This is a genomic window from Pontiella sulfatireligans (assembly GCF_900890705.1).
GTDB lineage: Bacteria > Verrucomicrobiota > Kiritimatiellia > Kiritimatiellales > Pontiellaceae > Pontiella > Pontiella sulfatireligans.
Genome location: NZ_CAAHFH010000002.1, coordinates 1,716,679 through 1,738,926, shown reverse-complemented (window position 1 = coordinate 1,738,926; position 22,248 = coordinate 1,716,679). Strand labels below are relative to the sequence as shown.

Here is a 22,248-nt window from a genome sequence, read left to right as displayed (position 1 = left end):
CTTCGGCTACGTTCTGGCATTTTCCTGCTCATGAATTTCCAAGAAGAACTCAACGAAGAGCAGCTTGCCGCCGTAACCGCGCCCGACGGGCCCGCGCTGGTGGTCGCCGCCGCCGGAACCGGCAAGACGCGCACCCTGATCTACCGTCTGGCCTATCTGGTCACCGAGAAAAACATCCAGCCGTGGGAGGTTCTGCTGCTGACGTTCACCAACAAGGCCGCCAAGGAAATGCTCTCGCGGGCGTCGGAATTGATTGGGCGCCCGTTCGACCGCAGCCACAGCGGGACCTTCCACTCGTTCGCCAACCGCCTGCTGCGCTCGCACGCCGGAGCGGTCGGTTTCGGACAGGACTTTACGATCCTCGACGCCGACGACGCCAAAAAACTGGTACGCGCCTGTGCCGACGAGCAGGGCGTTGAGAAAAAGCATTTCCCGAAGCCGGAGGTGCTGCTGAGCCTCTTCGGCGTGGTGAGCGGCCGCATGGGCGATCTTGGGGCCGCGGTTGACGAGCGGTTCGAGAATACCGAGGTCGATCCCGATCTGGTGCTCAAGGTGCATGCCGCCTATCAGGCGCGCAAAAAAGAGTCGAACGCGATGGATTTCGACGACCTGCTCATCTATGCGCTCAAGGTGCTGGCCGAGCACGAAAAAATCCGGACCTTTTATCAGGACGAGTTCAAGTATGTCCTCGTCGATGAATATCAAGACACCAATGCCATCCAGGCCGAGCTGGTCCATCTGCTGGTCAAGAGCCACGGCAACCTGATGGTGGTCGGCGACGACTTCCAAAGCATCTATTCCTGGCGGGGTGCTGATTTCCGTAACTTCCTCGACTTCGAAAAATCATATGAAGGCGCGGCAACCTACAAGCTGCAGACGAACTACCGCAGCACGCCCGAAATTCTCGAAGTCGCCAACGAAGTGATTGCCGGCAATCCCGAGCAGTTTCAAAAGGAACTGCAGGCTGTGCGAGAAAACGGCGCCAAACCCCATCTGGCCAAGGTGCGCGACGGCTCGGTGCAGGCGCGCTATGTGATTGAAAAGGCGCTCGAACTCAAGCGCCAGGGCATTCCGCTTTCGGAAATTTGCGTTTTGTACCGCGCGCACTTCCACGCCATGGAACTCCAGATGGAATTGGCGCGGGCGCAAATGCCCTACGTCGTTACCTCCGGCGTCCGCTTCTTCGAGCAGGCGCACATCAAAGATGTCTGCACCATCCTGCGCCTGCTGGTCAATCCGTCCGACGAGCTGGCCTTCACCCGGCTCGTTGAAATGTTTCCAAAGGTGGGGCAAAAGACCTCTCACAAGATTTTCCGCAAGCTCGGCGGCCGCGTAAACCTCCAGCGCCCCGAAACCCACGAAGAACTGATTGCCGCGCTGCCCGCCGCCGCACGCGACGAGTGGGAAAAAATCAAGCCCGTCTTCCTCGCCTACCGCGATGAAAATCTCCAGAACGATCCCGGCGAAGTGGTCTTTCGCTTCAACAAGGCCTTCTACAACGAATACATGGTTGAAAACTTCGACAACCACAAGTTTCGTTCCGAGGACCTCGACGGCCTGATCGACTTTACCGTTAAGTTTGAAACCACCGAGGCGTTTCTCTCCGAGATCGCGCTGCTTAGCAATCTGGATTCCGATAACGGCAAGGCGCCGTCCGACGAAGAAAGCCGCAGCTCCCTGCGCCTGTCCACCGTGCACCAGGCCAAGGGGCTGGAGTGGAAAGCGGTGTTTGTGCTGTTTGTGAACGAAGAAATGTTCCCCAGCAAAAAGGCGATAGAAGACGTTGGCGATGCTGAAGAGCGGCGGCTGTTTTATGTGGCCGTCACCCGCGCCGAGGACGAACTCTTCCTCTGCTGCCCGATGGTGCGCCGCCAGCGCGACGGCGGCATGATCTTCCTCGACCCCTCGCGCTTCATCGCCGAAATCCCCGAAGACCTCCTCCAGAAGGACGGCGGGTTCTTTTAACGGGATAACGCAAAATCAACGATCACTGGAAAGTGGTCGGAACCGACGTCAGCGCCGATCATGCGGTTGTGGATGGTGATTTGTTCTGAATAAAGCATGTGGTCGAGCGGGATGCGCAGGAAGCGGTTGTTGGCCGGCCAGCTGGGTTGGAAGCCGAAGCCCTTCATGCTGTTTTTCAGGCCCGATTGACGAACCAACTGGGTAAAGTGCGGCGACCACGGCGAGGTGTTTAAATCGCCGATCAGCAAAACAGGATTTTTTTGCGCTTTGACGAATTCCGGAAGCGCGGCCAGCTGGTTGTTTCGATCTTTGGAATATTCCGATCCCATCGGGGGCAGGGGGTGGGTCCCGATGATTGAAACCTCGCCTTGCGGAAAATATATATCCGCCGTAATTGAAGGCACGCCGGCCGTTCCTATTTCAACCACTTTGCCGTGGGCGAGCGGATGCTTGCTCAAAAGCATGATCCCAAAACAGCCGTCCTGCGGCTCGGCGATACGGTGTGGATAGTCGGCGTCCAGCACGGCCAGCTCAGACTCCCATTTCGGCGTGACCTCCTCCAGCAGCAGGAGGTCGGGGTTGGCGGTGCGAATGGCATCGAGTACCTGCTCGGCATTCCCGTTGCCGGCATTAATGTTCATCAGCATCGCGCGGATTGGCTTCTCGTTTGCAGGCGTGGGCTTGCCGAAATAGAGCGGGAGGACGAAGGCATAGTTTAGGCACGCCAGCAGCACCAGCGCTACAGCCCGTTTATTCAGGCGCTTCCAAAGCGCAATTCCGATCAGCACCAAGCCAATCTGCATATACTGCACCCGGAAGTGCGCAAACAGATCGAAGAGCCAGTAAAGCCGGCCAAGGAATCCCAGCAGCGTCGCGGTCGCAATGCCGATGGAGGCCGCATCCAAAATTCCGGTGATGGTTAAGTTATTCTGTTTTCGCTTCATGACTTGCTCCGCTCAATCATAAAGGGCCGGGCGCGTTGCGGCGGCGATCTGTAATGATAAACACCAGTGTTCCGATAACAGCTGCCCGGCTTAACGATATTTGGAAAAGTTTCGTAAAATTCTCTCTTGGTCATGATGTAATAAATGTTCGGCGTAACGATGCAAAACCGCTGGTTCATTTCCAGCGGCTCAATCCATTTTGCATTAAAACACAGTCGGGAGTATTCGTATGAAGTAGAGCACTCAACACCATTAAAAAGGGTTTTTTGAGTCTGTTTTTTACGATTGGGTGCTGAGAAGTGATAGTCTCCGACTGTGGTGGTTTGTTCATAAGGTGTTGCCTTTGCCAGTTGCAGAAACTCATCCCAAATGGATGCGTAGAGGCCCGCATATTTTTCTTGGAAAAAGGTCAGTACATCGGCTTGCCCTCCGTGTTTTTTCCAGTCGGTTTTTGGGATGTAAAAATAATTGCAGGGGTGGATATTTCTAACCATGCGCCAAAGTAATTCTTCGACTGGCCAATCTAGATACGCGGTATTTCCATCTTTAGCATCGAAAATATGTGCGACATGCCATCCCGCGCTATTAATTGTCTCGGGCAATTGAATGCGGAACATATGGAAGGGAACAGAGTCAATGAATGCAGGGAAGTCGTCCAGTATGGTCGTATTGTGGTTGAATAATTGGTAATGAATCCACCATGCAGGAGAGTTGTCAGTAGGTTTGATGCGGCCTCCGCAATGAATGCGCAATTCTTCGCCTCGCTCTTGTTTTCCAACTTTTCTTGTTAGGAAACGGGGATCCTTCGAGGTTAAGTAATCGCAAAGGTTCTTATGAAATGTTTCAACAATATGGGGGCAGAGGAGCACATGCCGCGCATGCCTTTCGTATAATTCTTCCAGGCTGCCTTCAAATTTATCTGGGGCTTTAGGTATGGGCATTTTTAATCCTCTATTTTAGACATCGATCACCAGCCCGCACCACTGGCCGTCGCCGTCGCGCGAAATTTCTTTGCATCCGAGTTGGATGAAGGTGTCGGCGACAGCGTCGCCCTCGATTTCCCGGATGCCGCTGAGCAACATCCGCTTTTTGGTCGCGCGTTTGATCAGCGGGGCGGCTTCGAGCAGCACCGAGGTCAGAACGTTGGCGCAGACAATGTCGGCCGGTTCGGCATACCAGCCCGGTTCCAGCACATCGGCCTGGAAAAAATTGATTTGGCCCTCTACGCCGTTGCGCGCGGCGTTTTCGTTGCACTGATCGACGCAGACGGGGTCGTAGTCGAACGCATCGACCTTTGGGAGGCCGAGCTTGATGGCGGCAATCGAAAGAATGCCGCTGCCGGTTCCGGCATCAATCATGGTTTGCGGTTTCAGGGTTTGGAACGCCTCTTCGAGCGCCTCGAGGCAAAACTTGGTGGTGAAGTGTCCGCCGGTGCCGAAGCTTAGGCCGGGATTAATGATAATGTTGATGCGGCCATCGTTCGGAACCTCTTCCCATTCGGGCACGATGCGCAGGTTGGTGCCGAGTTCCATCGTTTTAAAATGGTGCCTCCAAAAGGTGGTCCAGTCCTGCTCCAGATATTCCTTCGTCTCCGCCGCTTGAATCGGCAAGTCGGCCGGCAGGGTTTTCTTGGCGATCTGCGCTTCGAGCAACGAGTCAAAATAGATTTCCAGCCGCGAATCTCCCGCAAAGGGCTGCGTCACTTCGACCGGTTCCTTTTGCAGCGCCTCGCGGATCCATTCGGAAATGGCGTTAACTTCGCTGGCAGCCACCACAAGGTTCAGTTGTCCGCCGCTGTTTTTATTTTCTTCGGTCATAGTATCAGTCCTTTAAGTGCCGTTGCTGGCGGGGCAGGCGGAGATTGCTTCTATCCGGCGCAATCACCTGCGGTACGGGTTTTGTATCGCAGGCCTCCCGCCCGCTCTCTGCATGGTTTTCTTTCGGCTCAAACTTTTTCAGGAAGCCGGGGATATCGGGGCGGTTGCCGCGCTGGTAGTCGCGCCAGAGGGCTTCGGCAACGGTCTTTTCGTCCATCCCTTTTTCCGAGGTCAGGAACTCCAGCAGCAGCTTGGCGAGGCGCACCATATGAAGGTTGCCGGTGGTGTTGGTCTTGGCGTAGAGCCAGTTGCTCCATTGCATGAACGCCGCGAAAGGAGACGTGCTGGGCGGCGATGGCAGGCGGGACGCCTGCGGTACGGAGCCTGATGTATCGCAGGCGTCCCGCCTGCTCCCTGCAGGGCACCCCTGAACGCCGGCCTTTTCCGGATTTTCCCGGATGTAGTTCCGTATCCGATTTAATTCTTCGACATCGCGGACAATGTGGTCATAACTTTCCGGTTGCCACACGATTCCCTCTTGCCCCGTGGCCTTGTTGATTTCGTGAGCCGAAAACGATTTCCAAGAATGCAGGATATCCGAAAGCTTATACCCTTCCAGCGGTTTTACCAATACATGCACATGGTTGGGCATAACCACCCATTCATTGAGCTCATACCTTTCTCCGTCAAAGTGGGTAAGGGTGTCTGCAACAATCTGTGCGAGTTCCGGCTCTTTAAAACAGCAGGAGCCCGAACCGGCATCGAGCCACTCATTTACGCGTTCCGAAAACAGTTCGTTGAAGCGCTCGCGCTCCTTCTCCGAATAGGGGGGGTGATGGTGCTCCTGCCATTTTCGACGCAGTTCTTCGTATTCTTTGACGCGTGATTGCGCAATGGAGTCGGCCAAACGGAAGGTTACAAAATAGGTGCAGTGGTCCTGTGTCCAGTGCGGGAGTTTTTTTCGGAGGGATTGTTCGATGGGTTGGAGTGGGTTAAAACCTGTGTTTTCGGGCAGGCGGGACGCCTGCGGTACGGAGCCTGATGTATCGCAGGCGTCCCGCCTGCCCTCCGTCCAGATCAGCGGGGCGGCGTTGATGAACTGCCCGTTGTTGACGGTCAGGTTCCAATAGCGGGCGAACCGGTTTATTCGCTGCATCTCCTCAAAGGGGATCAGGCTGGTGCAGAGAATTTCGTAGGGCGCGTGCGGGCTGTAGACCATGTCCCATTCTTTGGAATGCCGGTCGATCGGCGCGCCGCGCAGCCGCTTGAGGATGCCGAGCTGAATCTCTTGCGGGTTGAGCGCCAGCAGTCGGTTGAATCCGGCCTCGAAGCTTTCGAGATCCTCGCCGGGCAGTCCGGCAATCAGGTCGGAGTGGATATGCACGTCGGTTTCGTTGCGCAAGCGCCGCATGTTGGCCTCGATCTTTTCGATGTCGAGCGGGCGCTGGATGCGGTGCGCCACTTCCTCGTTAAACGTCTGAATGCCGACTTCAAACTGGAGCATGCCGGGTGGGCAGTCGGCGACGGCTTCCATCAGTTCGTCCGGCAGATGGCTTGGAATCACTTCGAAGTGGAGCATCATGCCCGGTTCGTAGCGCTTGCGGAAGAATGCGAGTATTTTGAGCGCAAAGGCAATGTCGATGTTGAAGGTGCGGTCGACAAATTTAAAGATGCGCGCGCCTCGGTCGAGCAGGCGGCCAAAGGTGGCAAACAGTTGTTCCTCTGGAAAGTAGCGTACGCAGGGATCGAGCGACGACATGCAGTATTCGCAGCGGAACGGGCACCCGCGCGATGCCTCGACATAGATTGCACGGTGGGCGATGTCTTCGTCGGTGTAGAGATCGTAAGGCAGTTCGATCTGTGCCACGTTCACCGCTTCGGTGCGGATGATGCGGCGGGGCAGGCGGGACGCCTGCGGTACGGATGTTGTATCGCAGGCGTCCCGCCTGCCCAGCAGTTCGCCACACAGTTTCGGGAACTCGGTTTCGCCTTCGCCACAGATGACGTGGTCAGCGTATTGGAAGATTTCCTGCTCTTCGGTTTCGTAGCTGATTTCGGGGCCGCCGAGGATGAGCTGAATGTCGGGGCGGATGCGCTTGAGCTGCGCGGCCACCTTGGTGGCGAGGTCGATGTTCCAGATATAGCAGCCGATGCCGACGATGCGCGGGTTAAGCGCAAGAATTTTTTCGACGGCGATGCGGGACTGCACCTGAAGATCAAACTCCATCAGTTCGGTGTGCTCCCGGAGGTCGCCCATGTTGGCGAGTAGGTAGCGCGCACCGAACGAGGTGTGCGCATAGCGGGCGTTGAATGCGGCTAGAAGAATATCAGCCATTGCGTCCCATCATGGCATCGATGTCCCGAAGCTGGTCGGCTGTCATTTCAATCCCGCCTCCGAGCGGCCCAATATTCAGGTTGATCTTGGCGATGTTTTCGAGCACCTCGATGCGGTCGAAGGCTTGCAACAGGGTTTTGCCCGTGCAGAGCACGCCGTGGTTTTCCATCAGGACGCAGCAAGTGTGTTTCTTGAAGCTGCCTGCCACGGAGTCGGCCAGTTTGTCTGTGCCCATGAGTTCGTAGGGGGCGTATTCGGGATCGCCGACGATGGCGTAGGCCTCGGCAATCAGCCGAACGTTGATCGGTTTGCGCGCCGCCACGAAGGTGCTGGCCATGGGCGGGTGGGCGTGGACGATGGCTTCGACGTGCGGGTGCTGTTTGTAGATTTCCAGATGCATCGAGGTTTCGATGCTGGGTTTGAGGTGCGGCGTGTGGTTGGTGCCATCCATGCCGATCGCTGCAATCTGCTCCGCGGTCATATTGCCTTTATCGGTGGCGGACGGGGTGAGCAGGATCAGGTCACCTGAGATACGCAAAGAAATATTCCCGCCGGAGGTGGTGGTGAGCCCTTGGCAGTATAGGCGGTTCATGCAGTCGGCTACGGCTTGTTTTTGTTCGTTCATGGAGTTCCTCAGCTTCCTTGGGCAGAATAATTTTGTGGCAGAATTATTTTTCCCTTTCCGCAGAGGAAATTATTTTGCCACAAAATTATTCTGCCTACATTTCCCGCAACGCATCCTTGATAGTTTCTGTCGCGTTGGGTTGGCGAAATGGTATAACGCGAATCTTTAACGAAAGGAACCATTCAATGTTGGAAACCGTACGCTGGATCACTGCTGAAGGAAAGGTGCTCGCGGGCTTTGAGGAGGGTCTGGCGTTGCTTCCGGGCAAGCTGCGCATCATCGACCAAACCAAGCTGCCGAAGGAACTCGTCTATCTGGAGCTCGACGACATTGATGAAATTGTGGCCGCCATTCAGCGGCTCTCCGTTCGCGGCGCACCAGCTATCGGCTGCGCGGCCGCGCTGGGGCTGGCGGCGGCGGCGCAGCATGTTGATGCCGATTTTGAGGCCAAGGTGGAGATATTGGCAGATCAGCTGGCGGCGTCGCGCCCTACGGCGGTTAACCTGTTCTGGGCGCTGGAGCGCTGTTTGTCACACCTGCGCAGGTGTGACAAAAACCATTTGCAGGAGTTGTTGAGGGAGGCGTTGGCGATTTTGGAGGAAGACATCCAAATGTGCCAGTCCATCGGGAAGCACGGCGCGCCGCTGATTGAAGAGGGGATGGGCATCCTGACGCACTGCAACGCCGGCGCACTGGCCACCGGCGATTTTGGAACCGCGCTTTCACCGATGTATGTGGCGCACGAAGCCGGACGCAAGTTCACGGTCTATTCCGACGAAACGCGGCCGCTCAACCAGGGATCGCGCCTGACGGCGTGGGAGCTGCACCAGTCCGGCGTCGACGTCGTTACGATCTGCGACAACATGGCGGCGCAGGTGATGAAGGAGGGGAAGATTGATCTCGTGATCGTCGGCTCCGACCGCATCGCCGCCAACGGCGACGCGGCCAACAAGATCGGCACCTACGGCGTGGCGGTGCTGGCCAAGCACCACGGCATTCCGTTCTACGTTGCGGCGCCGACCTCCACCCTCGACGCCTCGCTGGCGCACGGCGGCCTGATCCCGATCGAGATCCGCGATGCGGCGGAAGTGGGCGCGGCCGAAGGCGTACGCGTCTACAACCCGGCCTTCGACGTGACGCCCAGCGAGCTCATTGCCGGGATCATCACCGAGAATGGGCTGCACAAGCCGCCGTACAATTTTGGATAAAAAGAAGGGCAGGCTTTCCAGCCTGCCCCGCGTTGATATTTACTTCGTTGATTTTACGCGGAAGAATTTCTTTTCACCATCCACGGTCCAGCTCCAGACCTTTGCCGGGCCGGCATTAGTCCAACTTTGAAGGTCTTCCGATGCTTCAAGCTGGAGATTCAACGTGGCTTCGGTTCCAGTTACATCTAACAGCATTTCACCCATTGCGACATCGAGCACGACATTCGATGAATAAAGACCGAAGGTTTCGTCGTTATCCTGAATGTAGGCAATCAACCCCGATGAGTCGGTCGTCGGAGATAGGCCGTACTCCACTTCGGTTTTGTCGTCGAATCCATCGTTGTCGGTGTCCGATTTGCGTGGATTGGTGCCAAGAGAGGCTTCTTGAGTGTTCGTGAGCCCATCGCCGTCGGCATCGTCGGAGAAGGTGGCGCTTATTGATCTTGGGCTGGACATGGTTACGGTCGTGCTCGCGTTTGTGCCCGAAGCGTCGCCGCCCCAATACATGAAGAGATAACCTGCCGCCGGTGTGGCAACGATGGTCTGTTCTGAGCCAACTAGATAGAATCCGTCTTCGTGGCTCAATGATCCGCCGGTTCCAACGGTTACATCGAGGTAATAGTTGGTCTGCCAGTTCCAGGTGATGGAGGAATCTTCGGTTAGAGTGACTTCAACGCTATTGGACGTTCCAGAGGTTGGGGCCGATCCGGTTCCAGTCCAGCCGATGCACTCATATTGCGTGGCTCCGGATACAACATCCGCAACGGAGCAATTAACGACCGTGCTCCAGCTGTTGGACTCCGTCCCAACGGCTGGAACGGGCGAGCCATGAATCGAAGCCACGGTGAACGCGACGTCTTCCTGCGGGATGCCGAGTACGGAGAGATAGGCGTTGTTGAGCAGGCCGCCCTGTGTGTAGTAGTTGTAGCGGATCGAGCGGGTCTGGGCGGGAATCGCGTTGGTGGCCATCAGTTCCTTCCAGACAGAATAAGACCCTTTGATGAAATCCGCTGTGTTGGCGTTGCCGATTACCCCATTGGTGGAATCAAGGAAGTCGATGCCGACCCGGCCATCGTACGGTCCGCAAAAAGCATCCTCCGCACCTCCCCCATCCGGATACAGCCATCCGCCAAAAGCGGCGCGGTACAGGCCTGCATCAATGTCTTGAACAGTCAGACCCTGATCCAACAGGCCGACGACCTGAGAAACGCGCCCGGTGGTCACCTCTGCTGTGCCCAGCGCGATTACATTGCCGCTGGTATAAAGCTCCCTGTGATTTGCATCATCGTTCCGCCATCCCAGTTGTTTTTGATCGATACTGCCGTTGATCAGTAGATTCGTGCCGGTTCCAAGATTTTTGTTTTCGCCCGAGCAAATTCGAATATCATCGTGCTGAGGCCGAAAGCCCCCACCAAAAGCATTCCAGTCGGATGTCACACAAAGTTTGGTGATGACAGTCGGGTCGACAATGTTCATTTCCAACTGGAAGAGTCCGTCTACCGGTCTCCATTTTGAGTCGCTGTCTGCTCTTGTGAATAGACTGAACAGGCCGAAGGTTCCTTCAGCATCTTCATAACTGAAGTCCATATCCGCTCGATATTCCTGAAGCGATGCGGGATCGTCATTGGAGGTTCCCAGTGCCGGGGCATCATCACTAACAACCGTTGATCCTCCTTCGTTTCGGAAGTACGTTTTTGCGAAAAACCCTTCAGGATAATACGCGCGTACATAATATTGCGCCACACTGGTGTTGCCGGTTGAAATACTGTCGGCGCATAAGCGAATACCGAAAGAGCCGAAATCCCCAGAGCCGCCGTAGGCTTTATTTCCGAGAGCTTCAAAGCTTCGAATGGAAATATGACTGGTATTGGTGGTAATTGAGAAGGGGAGATCATGATACATCCCTTTGGCCCATGTCAACTGACTGTCACCGGCAACGAAGGTTCCACTTAATATCGAACATCCATCCCATTCAGGAACGGTGGTCCAAGAGGCCGCAGTCAGAGTATGATTGAAGTCATCAATCGTGGTCAACATCAAGTGCTCATTGAGCGTAGTGATCGTCAGATCGAGCGGAATGGTTCCGCCGCCAATGGCCACAATGTCGATTTCATCGCCGGGCTCCACCATCATTTCCACGTTAAATGCGGACGTGTTGGTGAAGGAGTGAAAAACGCCGGCACCCCGTCGGATTTCAATACCGGTGACAGGCACGGGCATTACGCCCTCGATCTGAATGGTAGACAAACCGATTTCTACCGGAGCCGTCCAACGTAAAACAGCGGGTTCATCGAGCCCGCTATCCAGCGCAACCTGCCCCGGAGCAACTAGCCCGATAGCCGATCCCGTTTCGTTTTTCCAAACAGCATGGCCGCCGCCATCATCCCACGCATCTCCCGAAACGGTTAATTCCTCTAAGCTCGATCCACCCGGCAACGCGTTGTGGAACCAGCCATAGGTCCACGTTCCGTTCGGATTGCCGTTGGTCGTTGAATAGTCGGCCGCGAGGTCGAATGTTGTGGCCTGAGCCAGGTTGCATGTAGCTGCCAATGTGAATAGTGCGATGAACTTTTTCATTTTCAGGCCGTCCTGTTTGCCAATGTTTGGAACTCATTAAGTGGTGCAGGCATCTCTGCCTGCACAACGGAGGATTGGGCAGGCTCGAAAGCCTGCCCCACATGAATGCTTATTTCGAAGAACGGACGCGGAAGTATTTCTTCTCGCCGTCCACCGGCCAGCTCCAGACTTCCGGCGGGCCGGCGTTGGTCCAGGTGACGAGGTCTTCCGACTCTTCGAGTTGGAGGCTCAGGGTAGCGCTTCCTCCCGAAGTCTCGATGATCATCTGTCCGACCGCCACGTCGAGTACCACGTTGGAGGGATAGAGCCCGAACTCGTCGCCGTTGGCGCCGATATAATCGGCAACATCGCTGTCGTCGATGGTTGGGTTCCATCCTTTCGAGACTTCGAACGCATCGTCGAAACCGTCGGAGTCGGTATCGGCATCCCACGGATTGGTGCCGAGCGCGGCTTCTTCGGTATTGGTCAGTCCGTCGTCGTCGGCATCGTCGGAGAAGGTGGCCATGACGGTTTTAGGCGCATTCATGGCAACCGTCGCGCTGTTAGTTCCGGAAGCATCGCCGCTCCAGCCCATGAAGAGCCAGCCGGCATCCTGCGTGGCAGTCAGGTTTTGGGAAGAGTCTGCCGGATAGAATCCGTCAACATGGCTGACGGTACCGCTGCCGGTCACATTGACATCCAGCCAGTAGTTCGTTTGCCAGTTCCAGACAATGGAAGAGTTTTCGGTCATCGTGACCTCAACCGCGTTGGATGTTCCAGAGCTTGGAACCGATCCCGTTCCTGTCCAGCCGATGCACTCGTATTGGGTCTGACCATCATCCACATTCGTCACAGAACAGTTGACGACGGTCCCCCAGCTGTTGGACTCCGTTCCAATGCTTGGAGTCGGCGAGCCGTGAGCGGAGGAAACGGTGAGCGCGACGTCATCCATCGGGATTCCGAGGACGGAAAGGTGGGCATCGTCCAAGCGGGCGTATCCCGAGAGATCTGTGCGGTAACGGATGGAACGTGTTAAAGACGGAATCGTGTTGGTGGCCATCTGTTCAATCCAGGATCCAATTGTATCTTCCACAACAGGCAGACTGTTTGTGCTGATGGGGATCTCGTTGATATCCAGATATTCGATCTCAATCTTCCCCAAGGAGCCGTTACCGCCAAATTGCCATCCTCCGAACGAGGCGCGGTAGATCCCTGCATCGATATCCTCGGCGGTCAATCCTTCGTCTAGCAAGTTGATGACCTGAAAGACCTCGGCGGTATAAGAACTTCTGCAGACGAGGTATACACCATTATGAAATGGCTCATTGTTGGTGTGCATGCTCGGAACATGGAGTCGCCCTTCTCCATCTCTGCGCCATCGGGTTTCGACTTCGTTGAAACCGGAGTCAAGCAGCAGGTTGGTCCCGACACCGCGATTGGCATTTTCTCCGGTACAATAACGGATGTCATCGAGGAAGGGCTGAAACCCATAGTAGCCACTATAGGAACTCCAGGAGCAGTGCCCAATGCCTCCGATTTTTGTGATTTCCGTGGGATCTTCCACGTGAAGCTCAATGTGACTTAAGTCACTGATCAACTGCCAGCGTGAAGCTCCCTGCTGTTTCATGAATGCCGTGCATAAACCGTATTTCCCGCCAGCATCCACATAGCTCCAGTCAAAGTCCAATCGGAATTCAACCCAGGTGTTGATGTCTGGGGATTGAATACTTTGAATCGAGCTTCCATCGGCATCAAACATGAACAGTCCCGCCAAATCACTTTCGGGGGCATGGCCCCGCATTCTGAACTCAAAAAACCGGGCTCCGTCATTGGTGAAGGAGTGGTTGGACAGCGCAAGTCCGCTCATTCCTGAGCTGTCGCTTCTGACTTTGGGACCCAACTTAGAAAAGTACTGGATCGACATATGCGTGTTGGTGGTAACGCTGAAGGGCAGATCTCGATAGGAGGCCTTCTGGTAGTACATATAGTCGCCCCCGGTCATCACCGAATTCGTGGGCGACTCGGTTACCTGCCCAATTCCGGACCAGATTTCCCCCGGCACGGCCTCCCATGCCCAAGACATATATTCTCCATCACAATCATCCAGCGTAGTGTAAGCCAAGTTTTCTTTGAGGGTGGTGAACGAAAGAGATTCAGCGTCTTGGACGATGCCGGATGCACTCAGTCCGTAAACCAGCAATTCATCGCCCGGCTCGACCATTTGTTCAAAATCGAACGACAGGCTGTTGGTGGAGGAATAGAGTGTTGTATTGTTATATGTAACCAATACCTCTTCGACTCCCGCTGGATACGTTCCCTGAACCCGCACTCGGGACAAACCGTCTTCTGCTGGAGCCACCCATCGGGTAACCGCAGGATCCCATGATTCACTAAAAATAATATTATCCAGCCCGATCGTGTCATTATCGCTGGTTGCCGCCGCAGTTTGAAGATCCAGTATTAGCGTCAACGATTGCCCGGTTATAGCGCCGAAGTTTATATTCGTATGGCCACTCGTGCTTCCATCAATCGCCATATTGTTCTGCTGAAACAAAACAGCTCCGCTTTCGTTGGTTATGGTCATGCTGTCAATCGGAATAATTCCCGTGCCATAGATCCCAATATCCAGACCGTGCAGGGTAACCTGATGCGCGGTTTCAGCTTCAAAATGAACAATGGTCCAGCGCTCGCCGTCATCTTCGTTTTCCAGCACACTGACCAGGTCGCCATAGCTGTTATGCCAATAATGCAATCCATCGCCGACCCCGATATATTCCACCGTGACATTCGGCGTGAAGCCCTCACCGGCTTCTCCGTAGGAGTAGGCCCCCATGTTTGTACTGGTTACGTTGTCGCCATAATCCTGCGGCATCAGCTCATAGTTCCCTACGCCGGCATCGAATGTTAGTACGGTTGCCTGCGCGAGCGCAGCAAGCATTATCAGTATGCTGATCACACTGTATCGTTTCATTTTATTCCCCTGTTGTTGTGATCCCCGTACCCCACACGGATCGATTCACTGAACGTATAGCCTGATAGTGGATAAAAACGCAAAAATGCGAAACCCCACTTTAGAGGGGTATTGAAATGTGGTTATATGTCAGTATAATCATTGGATTGGACTCAATTATAGGAGACGCAGATGCCGGGGCGCTTTAGAGAACAACAGCTTGGAGCAGCAGAGTTAAAGGCGGTTGTCAGGATGCTTGGCGATATTGCCATACAGTCTGATTCGCTCAACCCCAAACGCCGTCTGCTAATCAGTGGTCTTGCGGAGCTGGTTGAGGCCGATGGATGGCTGTGGACCATTGGGCGCATCGATCCCGAAAGCCAGGCTCCCATGCAAATGGATATACGCTACGGCGGGTTGACCGACCACCAGCTTGCCGCTCTGCTGGACTCGCCTTCCGACACCAAATGCCCGTCGCCCTGCGATCCGTCGCTCGCCACGCTGGTGGCCGGAGGGAGGCACTTTGTCCGCACGCGCCAGCAACTTGTCGATGACGACATCTGGTACAACAACGCCAATGCCCAAACCTATTTTCTGGAACACGGCATCGACCACTGCATGTATGCCATTACACCGAGGTCTGAACTAGGGTTCAGCGGAATCGGCTTTTTCCGCCATGCGGATCGCCCGTCTTTTACCGAACGCCAGCGCCAAATGGTTGAAACCGTAACTGGCGAAGTGAAGTGGCTCTACGAATGCGGTACGCCTGCGCTCCGAGGTGCCGACACGGAAAAACTTACGCCCCGCCTGCGCTCGGTTCTCGCCCTGTTGCTCGACGGCAACCTCTGCAAGCAGATTGCCGAACTGCTGCATTTGAGCCCGCACACGGTAAAAGGCTACATCCGCGACATCTACCGCCACTTCGGCGTCAAAAGCCAGCTTGCCCTGATCCGGCACTTCCGCCAAAAAGAAACCCCGTCGGCTTGACGGGGTTTAGCTGGAGGGGCGCCGGCCTCGGCGCCTAGGCAGAGAGGCCTCTGCCCCTCCATCCTACTTTGACGAACGGACGCGGAAGAATTGCTTTTCACCATCGACCGGCCGGCTCCAGACTTCCGGCGGTCCGGCGTTGCTCCAGGTTACGAGGTCGCCGGACTCTTCGAGCTGGAGGCTGAGCGTCGCGGTTCCGCCGGAGGTTTCGATGAGCATCTGCCCAACAGCAATGTCGAGCACGGCATTGGACGGATAGAGCCCGAAGGCGCCGCCGTTGGCTGCGATATAATCAACTGCCCACAGATCCGACACGGTTGGGTTCCAGTTATGGTCGAACTCCAGCAGGTCGTCGAAGCCGTCGCCATCGGTGTCGCTGATCCATGGATTCGCGCCAACCGCCCATTCATTCGTGTTATGCAACCCGTCGCCATCAGGGTCGTCTGAATAGTTGGCGAGGACCGCCTTGGAGAGGGCGTCCATCAGAACGAGGACATCGGTCTGTGTGTGGTCTGACGAGGCGTCGCCGCTCCAGCCGGTGAAGAGCCATCCATTGGTTTCGGCTGCCGCTGCACAGGGTACGGAGGAACGCCACGAATAGGTATGGATGCCGGCGGCGGGATCCGTTGCGCCGTTATCTGCGGTGACCGTCAGATTGTAGTCTCGGGTATCGACGACCGCGCCAGTGATGTTTGTGAATGGGACCGCGGAAGCCGCAAGAGCGGTTGCGAGGAATGAGAGTAGTATATGTTTCTTCATGATTATTCTCCAGATTAATTTCCGCCGCGTACCGGCCAGACATAGCTGTCGGCATTGGTCTTTATGGGCTGCTTGAGATCACCGGTTGCAAATTCAATGGCTTGCGCCCGGTCGGTGCTGTGGGCATAGGTGGTGGACGACCAGTAGTAGTCGCCAATGCCATACGACGCATGGATGTTTTCGAACGGGTGCCCGGGTGGAAGCGCCGCGTTCCATCGGCCCCAGTCGATGAGCGATTCCAGCTCTTTTTGGTTGGGCATGCGCCAATCGTTGAAACCGGCGTAGTTGATGGCGCCGCAGGTATCGAGGGCGTCGGCCCAGTGCATTTTGTCCGGCGCGACGATGGAGGGATCTTTGAACCAGGCGAGGCCGGTAAGCTTGTCGCTCACGAGCCCGTTGCCGTGGTCGGCGAAGCGGTCGGCGACCGCCGCGCCCCAATTGCCGCCGGCATAGTAGCCGTCGTCGCCGGTCACAAAGGAGTAGGTTTGGCCGGTCTTGGGGACAACACCGCTGCTTCCCCGTACAAGGATCATAAGCGCGGCTCCAGCATCGCTTTTGTTGATGGATGTTCTTCTTCCATAGCCCATATAAAGCGCATGGGCGCGGTTGCTGTCGGGGAAGAAGGTTGTGCTGCTCCAGTAATATTCGTTCGTGATATTCTGGAACAGGTGGCCGTCCGGCAGGGCGGGAACGGTTTGTCCATAAGCAACCAGGCTTTCGAGTTCCCGAATGTTGGGCATGCGCCAGTCGGAATAGCCCCCGTACGAATAACTCTCCGCATAGCTCATCGCGGAAAACCAGCTGTACTTGGTTTGGGTCGGGGGCATCTTGAGCCAGGTCAGACCGGTTTGGTTGTCAGTAACCTGCAGCAGGCTCGGATTTTCGGTCCAGCGCGGCGTGGGTTCTTCGGTGCCGGTTTGGAGATCGCCGTCGTCGGCGACATGGTAGCTGTTGGTCTGGCCGGTTTGGGTCAACGCCGCAACAGCGGATGCCGGATAGCCGAAGTCCTGAAGATATTCCGTTCCGCCGCGGCAGGCCATGACGTAGTAGCCGGTGCCTTTTGAGACCGCATCGATGTGACCGTCATAAAAGTTGATAACGTAGCCGTAGCCGGTGCCAGATGGTGTTGAGCTGGACCAGGTGTACGTCGTGGTTCCAATGGGGAAGCCCGTGAAGGGATGTCCCGCCGGCAAGGTGGGAGCGGGATATTTTTCACCGTAGTCCACCAGGGTTTCGAGTTCGTTGATGTTGGGCAGACGCCAATCGCCGTGCCCGCCGGTGGTCAGGTTGTTGCAGGTGGTGAGGGCTGAGGCCCAGCTGTAACGGCCGATGTAGGCGGTGTGCCACATCAGGCCGGTCAGGTTGTCGGTGGCCGTGCCGTCCCCATGGTCGGTGAAGCGGGGCGTTGGCCAGGCCTGTCCCAATTGAAGATCGCCGTCTTCCGTCGTGCGGCTGGCATCCCATGAGCTGCTCTGCCCGGTCTTTGGAATCTCAACGGGACCCGTGGAGGAACTGCGGACCGGCAGATAGCCATAGGTTGTTCCGAGGGAGCGGGGAACGGTATAGCCGAAACCGGATGAGATGGCATAACCATAACCCATGCTGTACTCCCAGCGGGTGCTGGTCCAGAAATAAGTGCTGGAGGAAATGGAAAACATTCCTGGCTCCACCACCGGACTTTGTCTGCTGAAGTCTGAAAAGATCGAGCGCAGTTCCCTGACATTGGGCAGGCGCCAGTCGTCGTGACCGCCCAAGGAGAGGTTTTCGCAAGCGCTCATTGAACTGTACCAGGAGGTATAGCTGGCGGTCTTGCCCCATTGCAGGCCGGTCATATTGTCGGTCACGGTTCCATCGCCGTTGTCGGTGAAGCGCGGCGAGGGCCATTCCATGCCGGCCTGGACATCGCCGTCCTCTCCATCAGTGGTGGAATAGTAGTCGGTGGTAATATGCGTTTTCGGAATGGCCCACAGGCCGGGTTCGTACGGGCGGTACAGCGGCAGTCCGTCTTCCGATTCGAGGACGAAGGTCAGGTCGGCCGCGTTGAGGTTCCAGTCCGCCGCAGCGTTCCAGGTGATCACCTTGTTGGTGCCGACATCGATCATGCCGATATCACCGGAAAACGACGAGGCGTTGATGTTGGTTCCATTCTTATAAATGGCCAAGCCGACAATCATCTGGTTAGTACCCGCCAGATTATAGGAAACCTGGACATTTCGGGAGCCTTCAATCTGCTGAACGGTTATATTGGTGATGCCGGTCTGGAGAATGAATTCGGCCATGACACTCTTCGGAGAGTCCATGGTGACAGCGGCATCTCCGATACCGGTTGCATCGCCGCTCCAGCCGGCAAAATACCAGCCGGCATCCGGAGTGGCCACTAGGGTTGCAGTGGAGCCTTCCGCAAACCATGTGTTGCCGCCATCCACTTGTCCCTGTCCGTTTGTTTCGGCTTCCAGCCAGTATTCGGTCTGCCAGTTCCAGGTAATGGATGATTCTTCGGTTATGGTGAATACAACGGAGGTGGCCGTCCCGGAGGCGGGAACCGAACCGATGCCGGTCCAGCCGGTGCAGAGGTGCTGGGTGTCGGCGGCAACAACGTTGGCCACCGAGCAGGTTACCGATGAGCCAATGATGTGAACGCTGTTTCCAAGCGCGGGGACAGGAGCGCCTTGATCGGACTGAACGGCCAGAATGACTTCGTTCGAGGCCAGCCCAGCCTGCGAAACCTGAAAGCTGTCAAACTGTTTCGTGTGGCTGGTGTTCCATCCATACGCTCCGCCGCGGAGGTAGACATTGGTGGTGCCGGCCGGCATGACGGCACCTGTAATGGCCACGGGAGCCTCTCCGTTGAGGGAGTAGGAACCCTGCCCCGTCGTTGGATCATACGTGATGGTTTCATCGAACCATGCGTCCCACACTCCGGCAACCCGTGTGTCATAACGGCCGCCAAAACCGTAAAGGCTTCCGCTGCTGTAATTGAAATAGCCCCAGCTTAGCAGGCCGCCCCCGGCTTCAGTCACCAGCCCTTCGGCCATCGTTACATTAGTAGCGGCATAATGAACCTTGGTTCGACGCTCAACGACGATCTGCCCAAGATCGTTAACTGAAAGCAACGCTGTTTTGTATGCCCCGCCGGCATCGCTGGCGGCTTGCGTAATATTCATTGATCCGCCCGATTCGGTCAGGGAGTTGCCGGCGGAAGATTCATCAAAGCCGCTTCCGGAGCCGGTTGCCTTGATGATGGTCCACTTTGCGGGATCAAGAGTCCCGTCGTTGAAATCGTCGCTCAGCAAGGTTGTGTCCGCTGCTTGGACGGCGCATCCCATTGCCGCTAGCAGCAGTGCGGCCAGTATGTGCGTTTTTGTTTTCATGTTTGCTCCTTTGAATCCGGCATGTTGTGCCGGCTCTTGTTCAGGTTGGAACTACTTAGAAGAGCGGACGCGGAAATATTTCTTTTCGCCGTCGACCGGCCAGCTCCAGACTTCCGCCGGGCCGGCGTTCGTCCAGGTGTCGAGGTCGTCGGACTCTTCGAGCTGGAGGCTGAGCGTGGCGTTTCCGCTGTCGGTTTCGAGCAGCATCTGCCCGACGGCTACGTCGAGAACGACATTGGACGGATAGAGCCCGAAGTCGTCGCCGTTGGCGCCGATATAATCGGCAACATCGCTATCGTCGACGGTTGGGTTCCACCCTTTCGCGACTTCGAAGGCATCGTCGAATCCGTCGTCATCCGTATCTTTTTTCCAGGGATTGGAGCCGGCGGCTGCTTCCTCGGTATTGGTGAGGCCATCGTTATCAGCATCATCAGAGAAGTTAGCCATAATGGTCTTCGCCGTGTTCATGGTCAGGACTGCATTGTTCGTGCCGGAAGCATCACCGCTCCAGCCCATAAACAACCAGCCTTCCGCCGGAGTCGCGATTAAAGTCTGTTCGGAATCCATCGCATACCATCCATCGGAATGGCTGACTGAGCCGCTGCCCGTTATGTTGACGTCCAGCCAGTAGTTGGTCTGCCAGTTCCAGGTGATGGAGGAGTTTTCGGTCAGCGTCGCTTCAACGGCGTTGGAGGTTCCTGAGGCCGGAATAGAACCGCTCCCCGTCCAGCCGGTGCACTCGTATTGGGTTTGGCCGGCTTGAACATGTGCAACAGAGCAGGTGAGGGGTGTGTTGTAGTCGTTGGTGTAAATGCCGACCGCCGGGCTCGGCGATCCAAGCGCCGACGCAACCGATAACGTGACAGGATCCCGCTGAGGTGCAAATACGACCTGGTCAACAAATCCAGCATCTTGTCCATCGCTACGCTCATAGTCTTTGGAATATTTCCACTCCAGCTCATGGAGAATGGAGTTGGTTAGATCCAGCGATACGGTAGTCCAACCGTTTTCCCCGCTGATGGTTCCTTGCTGATCGCCATTCACATAGAACCGAAGGCGGTCATAATTGTTTTCGCTTGAGGTTCTCCAGCGGAAGGAGAGGGTGCCTGGGCCGGTCACGGCCGTTTTGATCCATGATTCGCCGTTGTGTTCCGTCACGCCGGATTGAAGGGCATCGGTTCCATCGTCGGTGAAACGACCCTGCCCAAACCACGGATTGGTGCCGCTGGTTGTCCAGTCCAGTCCCGCGTCGTCGGCGGCCTCGGCGAGCGAAGACCGTTCCACAGGGGTGTAGCTGATCTGGTCAACCCAGACGGCATCATCTCCAATGTCCTTTGCATAATCCTTTGCATAGGCCCAGCGCAAGGTATGTGTGCCCCAGTCGATCCAGTTGGTGGTGGCCATCCATCCTGATGAGCCACTTTGACTGAAGAGCGTGGATCCATCGACGCTAAAGAGCAGGTTGTCATAGGTGTTTTCGGTGGATGTCTTGCTCCAGAACGTCACCATGCCCGGCCCCTGTACGGTGGTTTCGAACCAGGAGGTTTCATTGTGCCCCGTTTTGGGCGAGCGCGCGGCGTCGGTTCCATCGTGAGTGGTATTGTCCTGTCCATACCAACGTGCCGGGCCGCCGAATACCAAGGGGGTGGGGGGCGGATTATCGATGGCTTTTTCCACGCTGGAGAGCCCGTACGGGGTGAATACGAATTGATCGACGAAGCCGGCATCAAGTCCAACGGGCTCAGCATAATCAGTGGTATAGCGCCAAGAGACCGTGTGGGCGTTGTCAGGGACGAATCCGGCTTCCTGTGCCCAGCTCGCGGGCTGGCCCGATATTGATCCGAGAGATTGGTTGTCTTGGAGCCAGTGGATGAGATCGTAGCTGGCTTCGCTGGAAACAAGCCACTGGAATGTATATTCGCCGGGGCCGACGAGTGAGACGCCCATTTCCGTTTCCGAACTAAACCCAATATGCGCGGATTGTACGGCATCGGTTCCATCGGATGTTGTTCCAGACTGGGAGAACCAGCCGGTGGAGTGGTCGATTAGGACGTTGTTGTTGTCGAGCGCCTCGTTCAGGCTTGCAGTTGAGGTGACCGTCAGGCGGGCGGCCGTGGATGCAACGGTTCCACGGGCGTTGGAAACGCGGACGGAATAGACGGCATTGTTCGCTTGGTGTGCAGGATTGATCTGCAACGTGCTGGTTGTTGTTCCACTGAAGGACCCCCCATTGCTGATCGCAGTTTCGCCGAGATACCACTGATAGGAGACGGCATTGGTGGCCGTCAGCGTAAACTGGGCATGGCCACCGGAGGGAACGGTTGTGTCGGCGGGCTCTGCTAGAATTGAAGGGAGGGGGAGGTCGAGAGCCAGAACAGCTACGCTGCTCGTAACGCTGGCGGCATAGTCCGAAACAATTACTGAATAGTTTCCGGCATCGCTCGCGTGGGCTGGACTGATACTGATCCGGTCGAGGGTTGAGCCGGCCACATATTCGTTGTCGGCCAGCGGCGCGGAATCCTTCATCCATGCGTAGCTAAGGGTGCCGCTGGATGCGGTTGCCTGCACGGAAAACATTACAAGGTCGCCTGGATCAGTATAAACCGGTTCCGGTTGCGTGGTAATGGTTAGTACGGCTGCCTGAACTAATCCCGCTAGCAAGGCTAGCGCGATGATCATCATTTGTCTCTTCATTCTATTCCCCTATGGTTGTGATCCCCGTACCCCGCGC

Annotated in this window: 13 protein-coding genes; 3 read left to right on the top strand and 10 right to left on the bottom strand. The window is 56.1% G+C overall.

Annotation, left to right across the window (positions count from 1 at the left end):
- Positions 1-30: 30 nt before the first annotated feature.
- Positions 31-1,965, top strand: coding sequence for an ATP-dependent helicase (locus SCARR_RS20210; RefSeq protein WP_136063457.1), 1,935 nt, complete (start codon positions 31-33; stop codon positions 1,963-1,965).
- On the opposite strand, the gene SCARR_RS20205 is transcribed toward SCARR_RS20210, so the two are convergent.
- Genes SCARR_RS20205 through SCARR_RS20185 form a run of 5 tightly spaced genes read right to left on the bottom strand, consistent with a single transcriptional unit; the run spans position 1,962 to position 7,686 of the window.
- On the bottom strand, positions 1,962-2,909 hold the full coding sequence (locus SCARR_RS20205; RefSeq protein WP_136063456.1) for an endonuclease/exonuclease/phosphatase family protein: 948 nt from the start codon (positions 2,907-2,909) through the stop codon (positions 1,962-1,964). The genes SCARR_RS20210 and SCARR_RS20205 overlap by 4 nt on opposite strands.
- Complete coding sequence (locus SCARR_RS20200) at positions 2,906-3,850, bottom strand: hypothetical protein (protein WP_136063455.1); 945 nt, start codon at positions 3,848-3,850, stop codon at positions 2,906-2,908. The genes SCARR_RS20205 and SCARR_RS20200 overlap by 4 nt, the downstream gene beginning before the upstream one ends.
- A 15-nt stretch (positions 3,851-3,865) precedes the next feature.
- Positions 3,866-4,726: a 50S ribosomal protein L11 methyltransferase gene (locus tag SCARR_RS20195; protein ID WP_136063454.1), complete on the bottom strand. Its 861-nt coding sequence runs from the start codon at positions 4,724-4,726 to the stop codon at positions 3,866-3,868.
- Between the two features lie 4 nt (positions 4,727-4,730).
- Positions 4,731-7,061 carry a DUF4080 domain-containing protein gene (locus tag SCARR_RS20190; RefSeq protein ID WP_136063453.1) on the bottom strand — a complete coding sequence of 777 codons (2,331 nt, stop codon included), beginning with the start codon at positions 7,059-7,061 and terminating at the stop codon, positions 4,731-4,733.
- Entirely contained in the window at positions 7,054-7,686 is a 633-nt protein-coding gene (locus SCARR_RS20185) for a class II aldolase/adducin family protein (RefSeq protein ID WP_136063452.1), read from the bottom strand. Before SCARR_RS20185 ends, SCARR_RS20190 begins: the two co-directional genes overlap by 8 nt.
- 185 nt (positions 7,687-7,871) lie before the next feature.
- Between SCARR_RS20185 and mtnA the strand changes: the two genes are divergently transcribed.
- The gene (gene mtnA / locus SCARR_RS20180) at positions 7,872-8,894 is read left to right on the top strand and encodes an S-methyl-5-thioribose-1-phosphate isomerase (RefSeq protein WP_136063451.1); all 1,023 of its coding nucleotides are present in this window, start codon (positions 7,872-7,874) and stop codon (positions 8,892-8,894) included.
- A gap of 39 nt (positions 8,895-8,933) precedes the next feature.
- On the opposite strand, the gene SCARR_RS20175 is transcribed toward mtnA, so the two are convergent.
- Both SCARR_RS20175 and SCARR_RS20170 read right to left on the bottom strand, forming a co-directional pair.
- The gene (locus SCARR_RS20175) at positions 8,934-11,471 is read right to left on the bottom strand and encodes an InlB B-repeat-containing protein (RefSeq protein WP_136063450.1); all 2,538 of its coding nucleotides are present in this window, start codon (positions 11,469-11,471) and stop codon (positions 8,934-8,936) included.
- 109 nt (positions 11,472-11,580) lie between these two features.
- Entirely contained in the window at positions 11,581-14,421 is a 2,841-nt protein-coding gene (locus tag SCARR_RS20170; RefSeq protein ID WP_136063449.1) for an InlB B-repeat-containing protein, read from the bottom strand.
- A gap of 231 nt (positions 14,422-14,652) precedes the next feature.
- On the opposite strand from SCARR_RS20170, the gene SCARR_RS20165 reads away from it, so the two are divergent.
- Positions 14,653-15,387 carry a response regulator transcription factor gene (locus SCARR_RS20165; RefSeq protein WP_168433471.1) on the top strand — a complete coding sequence of 245 codons (735 nt, stop codon included), beginning with the start codon at positions 14,653-14,655 and terminating at the stop codon, positions 15,385-15,387.
- A gap of 63 nt (positions 15,388-15,450) precedes the next feature.
- On the opposite strand, the gene SCARR_RS20160 is transcribed toward SCARR_RS20165, so the two are convergent.
- From SCARR_RS20160 to SCARR_RS20150, 3 genes are read right to left on the bottom strand one after another with little or no spacing between them, the layout of a single operon-like run.
- Positions 15,451-16,146, bottom strand: coding sequence for an InlB B-repeat-containing protein (locus tag SCARR_RS20160; protein WP_136063447.1), 696 nt, complete (start codon positions 16,144-16,146; stop codon positions 15,451-15,453).
- Between the two features lie 14 nt (positions 16,147-16,160).
- Positions 16,161-19,517, bottom strand: coding sequence for a DUF1566 domain-containing protein (locus SCARR_RS20155; RefSeq protein ID WP_136063446.1), 3,357 nt, complete (start codon positions 19,515-19,517; stop codon positions 16,161-16,163).
- Between the two features lie 51 nt (positions 19,518-19,568).
- Positions 19,569-22,211, bottom strand: coding sequence for an InlB B-repeat-containing protein (locus SCARR_RS20150; RefSeq protein WP_136063445.1), 2,643 nt, complete (start codon positions 22,209-22,211; stop codon positions 19,569-19,571).
- Positions 22,212-22,248 lie beyond the last annotated feature (37 nt).

Bases quoted from the DNA above. Each gene is read 5' to 3' on its own strand.
- SCARR_RS20195 (WP_136063454.1), bottom strand. From the start codon at position 4,726: ATGACCGAAGAAAATAAAAACAGCGGCGGACAACTGAACCTTGTGGTG.
- SCARR_RS20165 (WP_168433471.1), top strand. From the start codon at position 14,653: ATGCTTGGCGATATTGCCATACAGTCTGATTCGCTCAACCCCAAACGC.
- SCARR_RS20205 (WP_136063456.1), bottom strand. From the start codon at position 2,909: ATGAAGCGAAAACAGAATAACTTAACCATCACCGGAATTTTGGATGCG.
- SCARR_RS20200 (WP_136063455.1), bottom strand. From the start codon at position 3,850: ATGCCCATACCTAAAGCCCCAGATAAATTTGAAGGCAGCCTGGAAGAA.
- SCARR_RS20170 (WP_136063449.1), bottom strand. From the start codon at position 14,421: ATGAAACGATACAGTGTGATCAGCATACTGATAATGCTTGCTGCGCTC.
- SCARR_RS20210 (WP_136063457.1), top strand. From the start codon at position 31: ATGAATTTCCAAGAAGAACTCAACGAAGAGCAGCTTGCCGCCGTAACC.
- mtnA (WP_136063451.1), top strand. From the start codon at position 7,872: ATGTTGGAAACCGTACGCTGGATCACTGCTGAAGGAAAGGTGCTCGCG.
- SCARR_RS20150 (WP_136063445.1), bottom strand. From the start codon at position 22,211: ATGAAGAGACAAATGATGATCATCGCGCTAGCCTTGCTAGCGGGATTA.
- SCARR_RS20185 (WP_136063452.1), bottom strand. From the start codon at position 7,686: ATGAACGAACAAAAACAAGCCGTAGCCGACTGCATGAACCGCCTATAC.
- SCARR_RS20190 (WP_136063453.1), bottom strand. From the start codon at position 7,061: ATGGCTGATATTCTTCTAGCCGCATTCAACGCCCGCTATGCGCACACC.
- SCARR_RS20160 (WP_136063447.1), bottom strand. From the start codon at position 16,146: ATGAAGAAACATATACTACTCTCATTCCTCGCAACCGCTCTTGCGGCT.
- SCARR_RS20155 (WP_136063446.1), bottom strand. From the start codon at position 19,517: ATGAAAACAAAAACGCACATACTGGCCGCACTGCTGCTAGCGGCAATG.
- SCARR_RS20175 (WP_136063450.1), bottom strand. From the start codon at position 11,471: ATGAAAAAGTTCATCGCACTATTCACATTGGCAGCTACATGCAACCTG.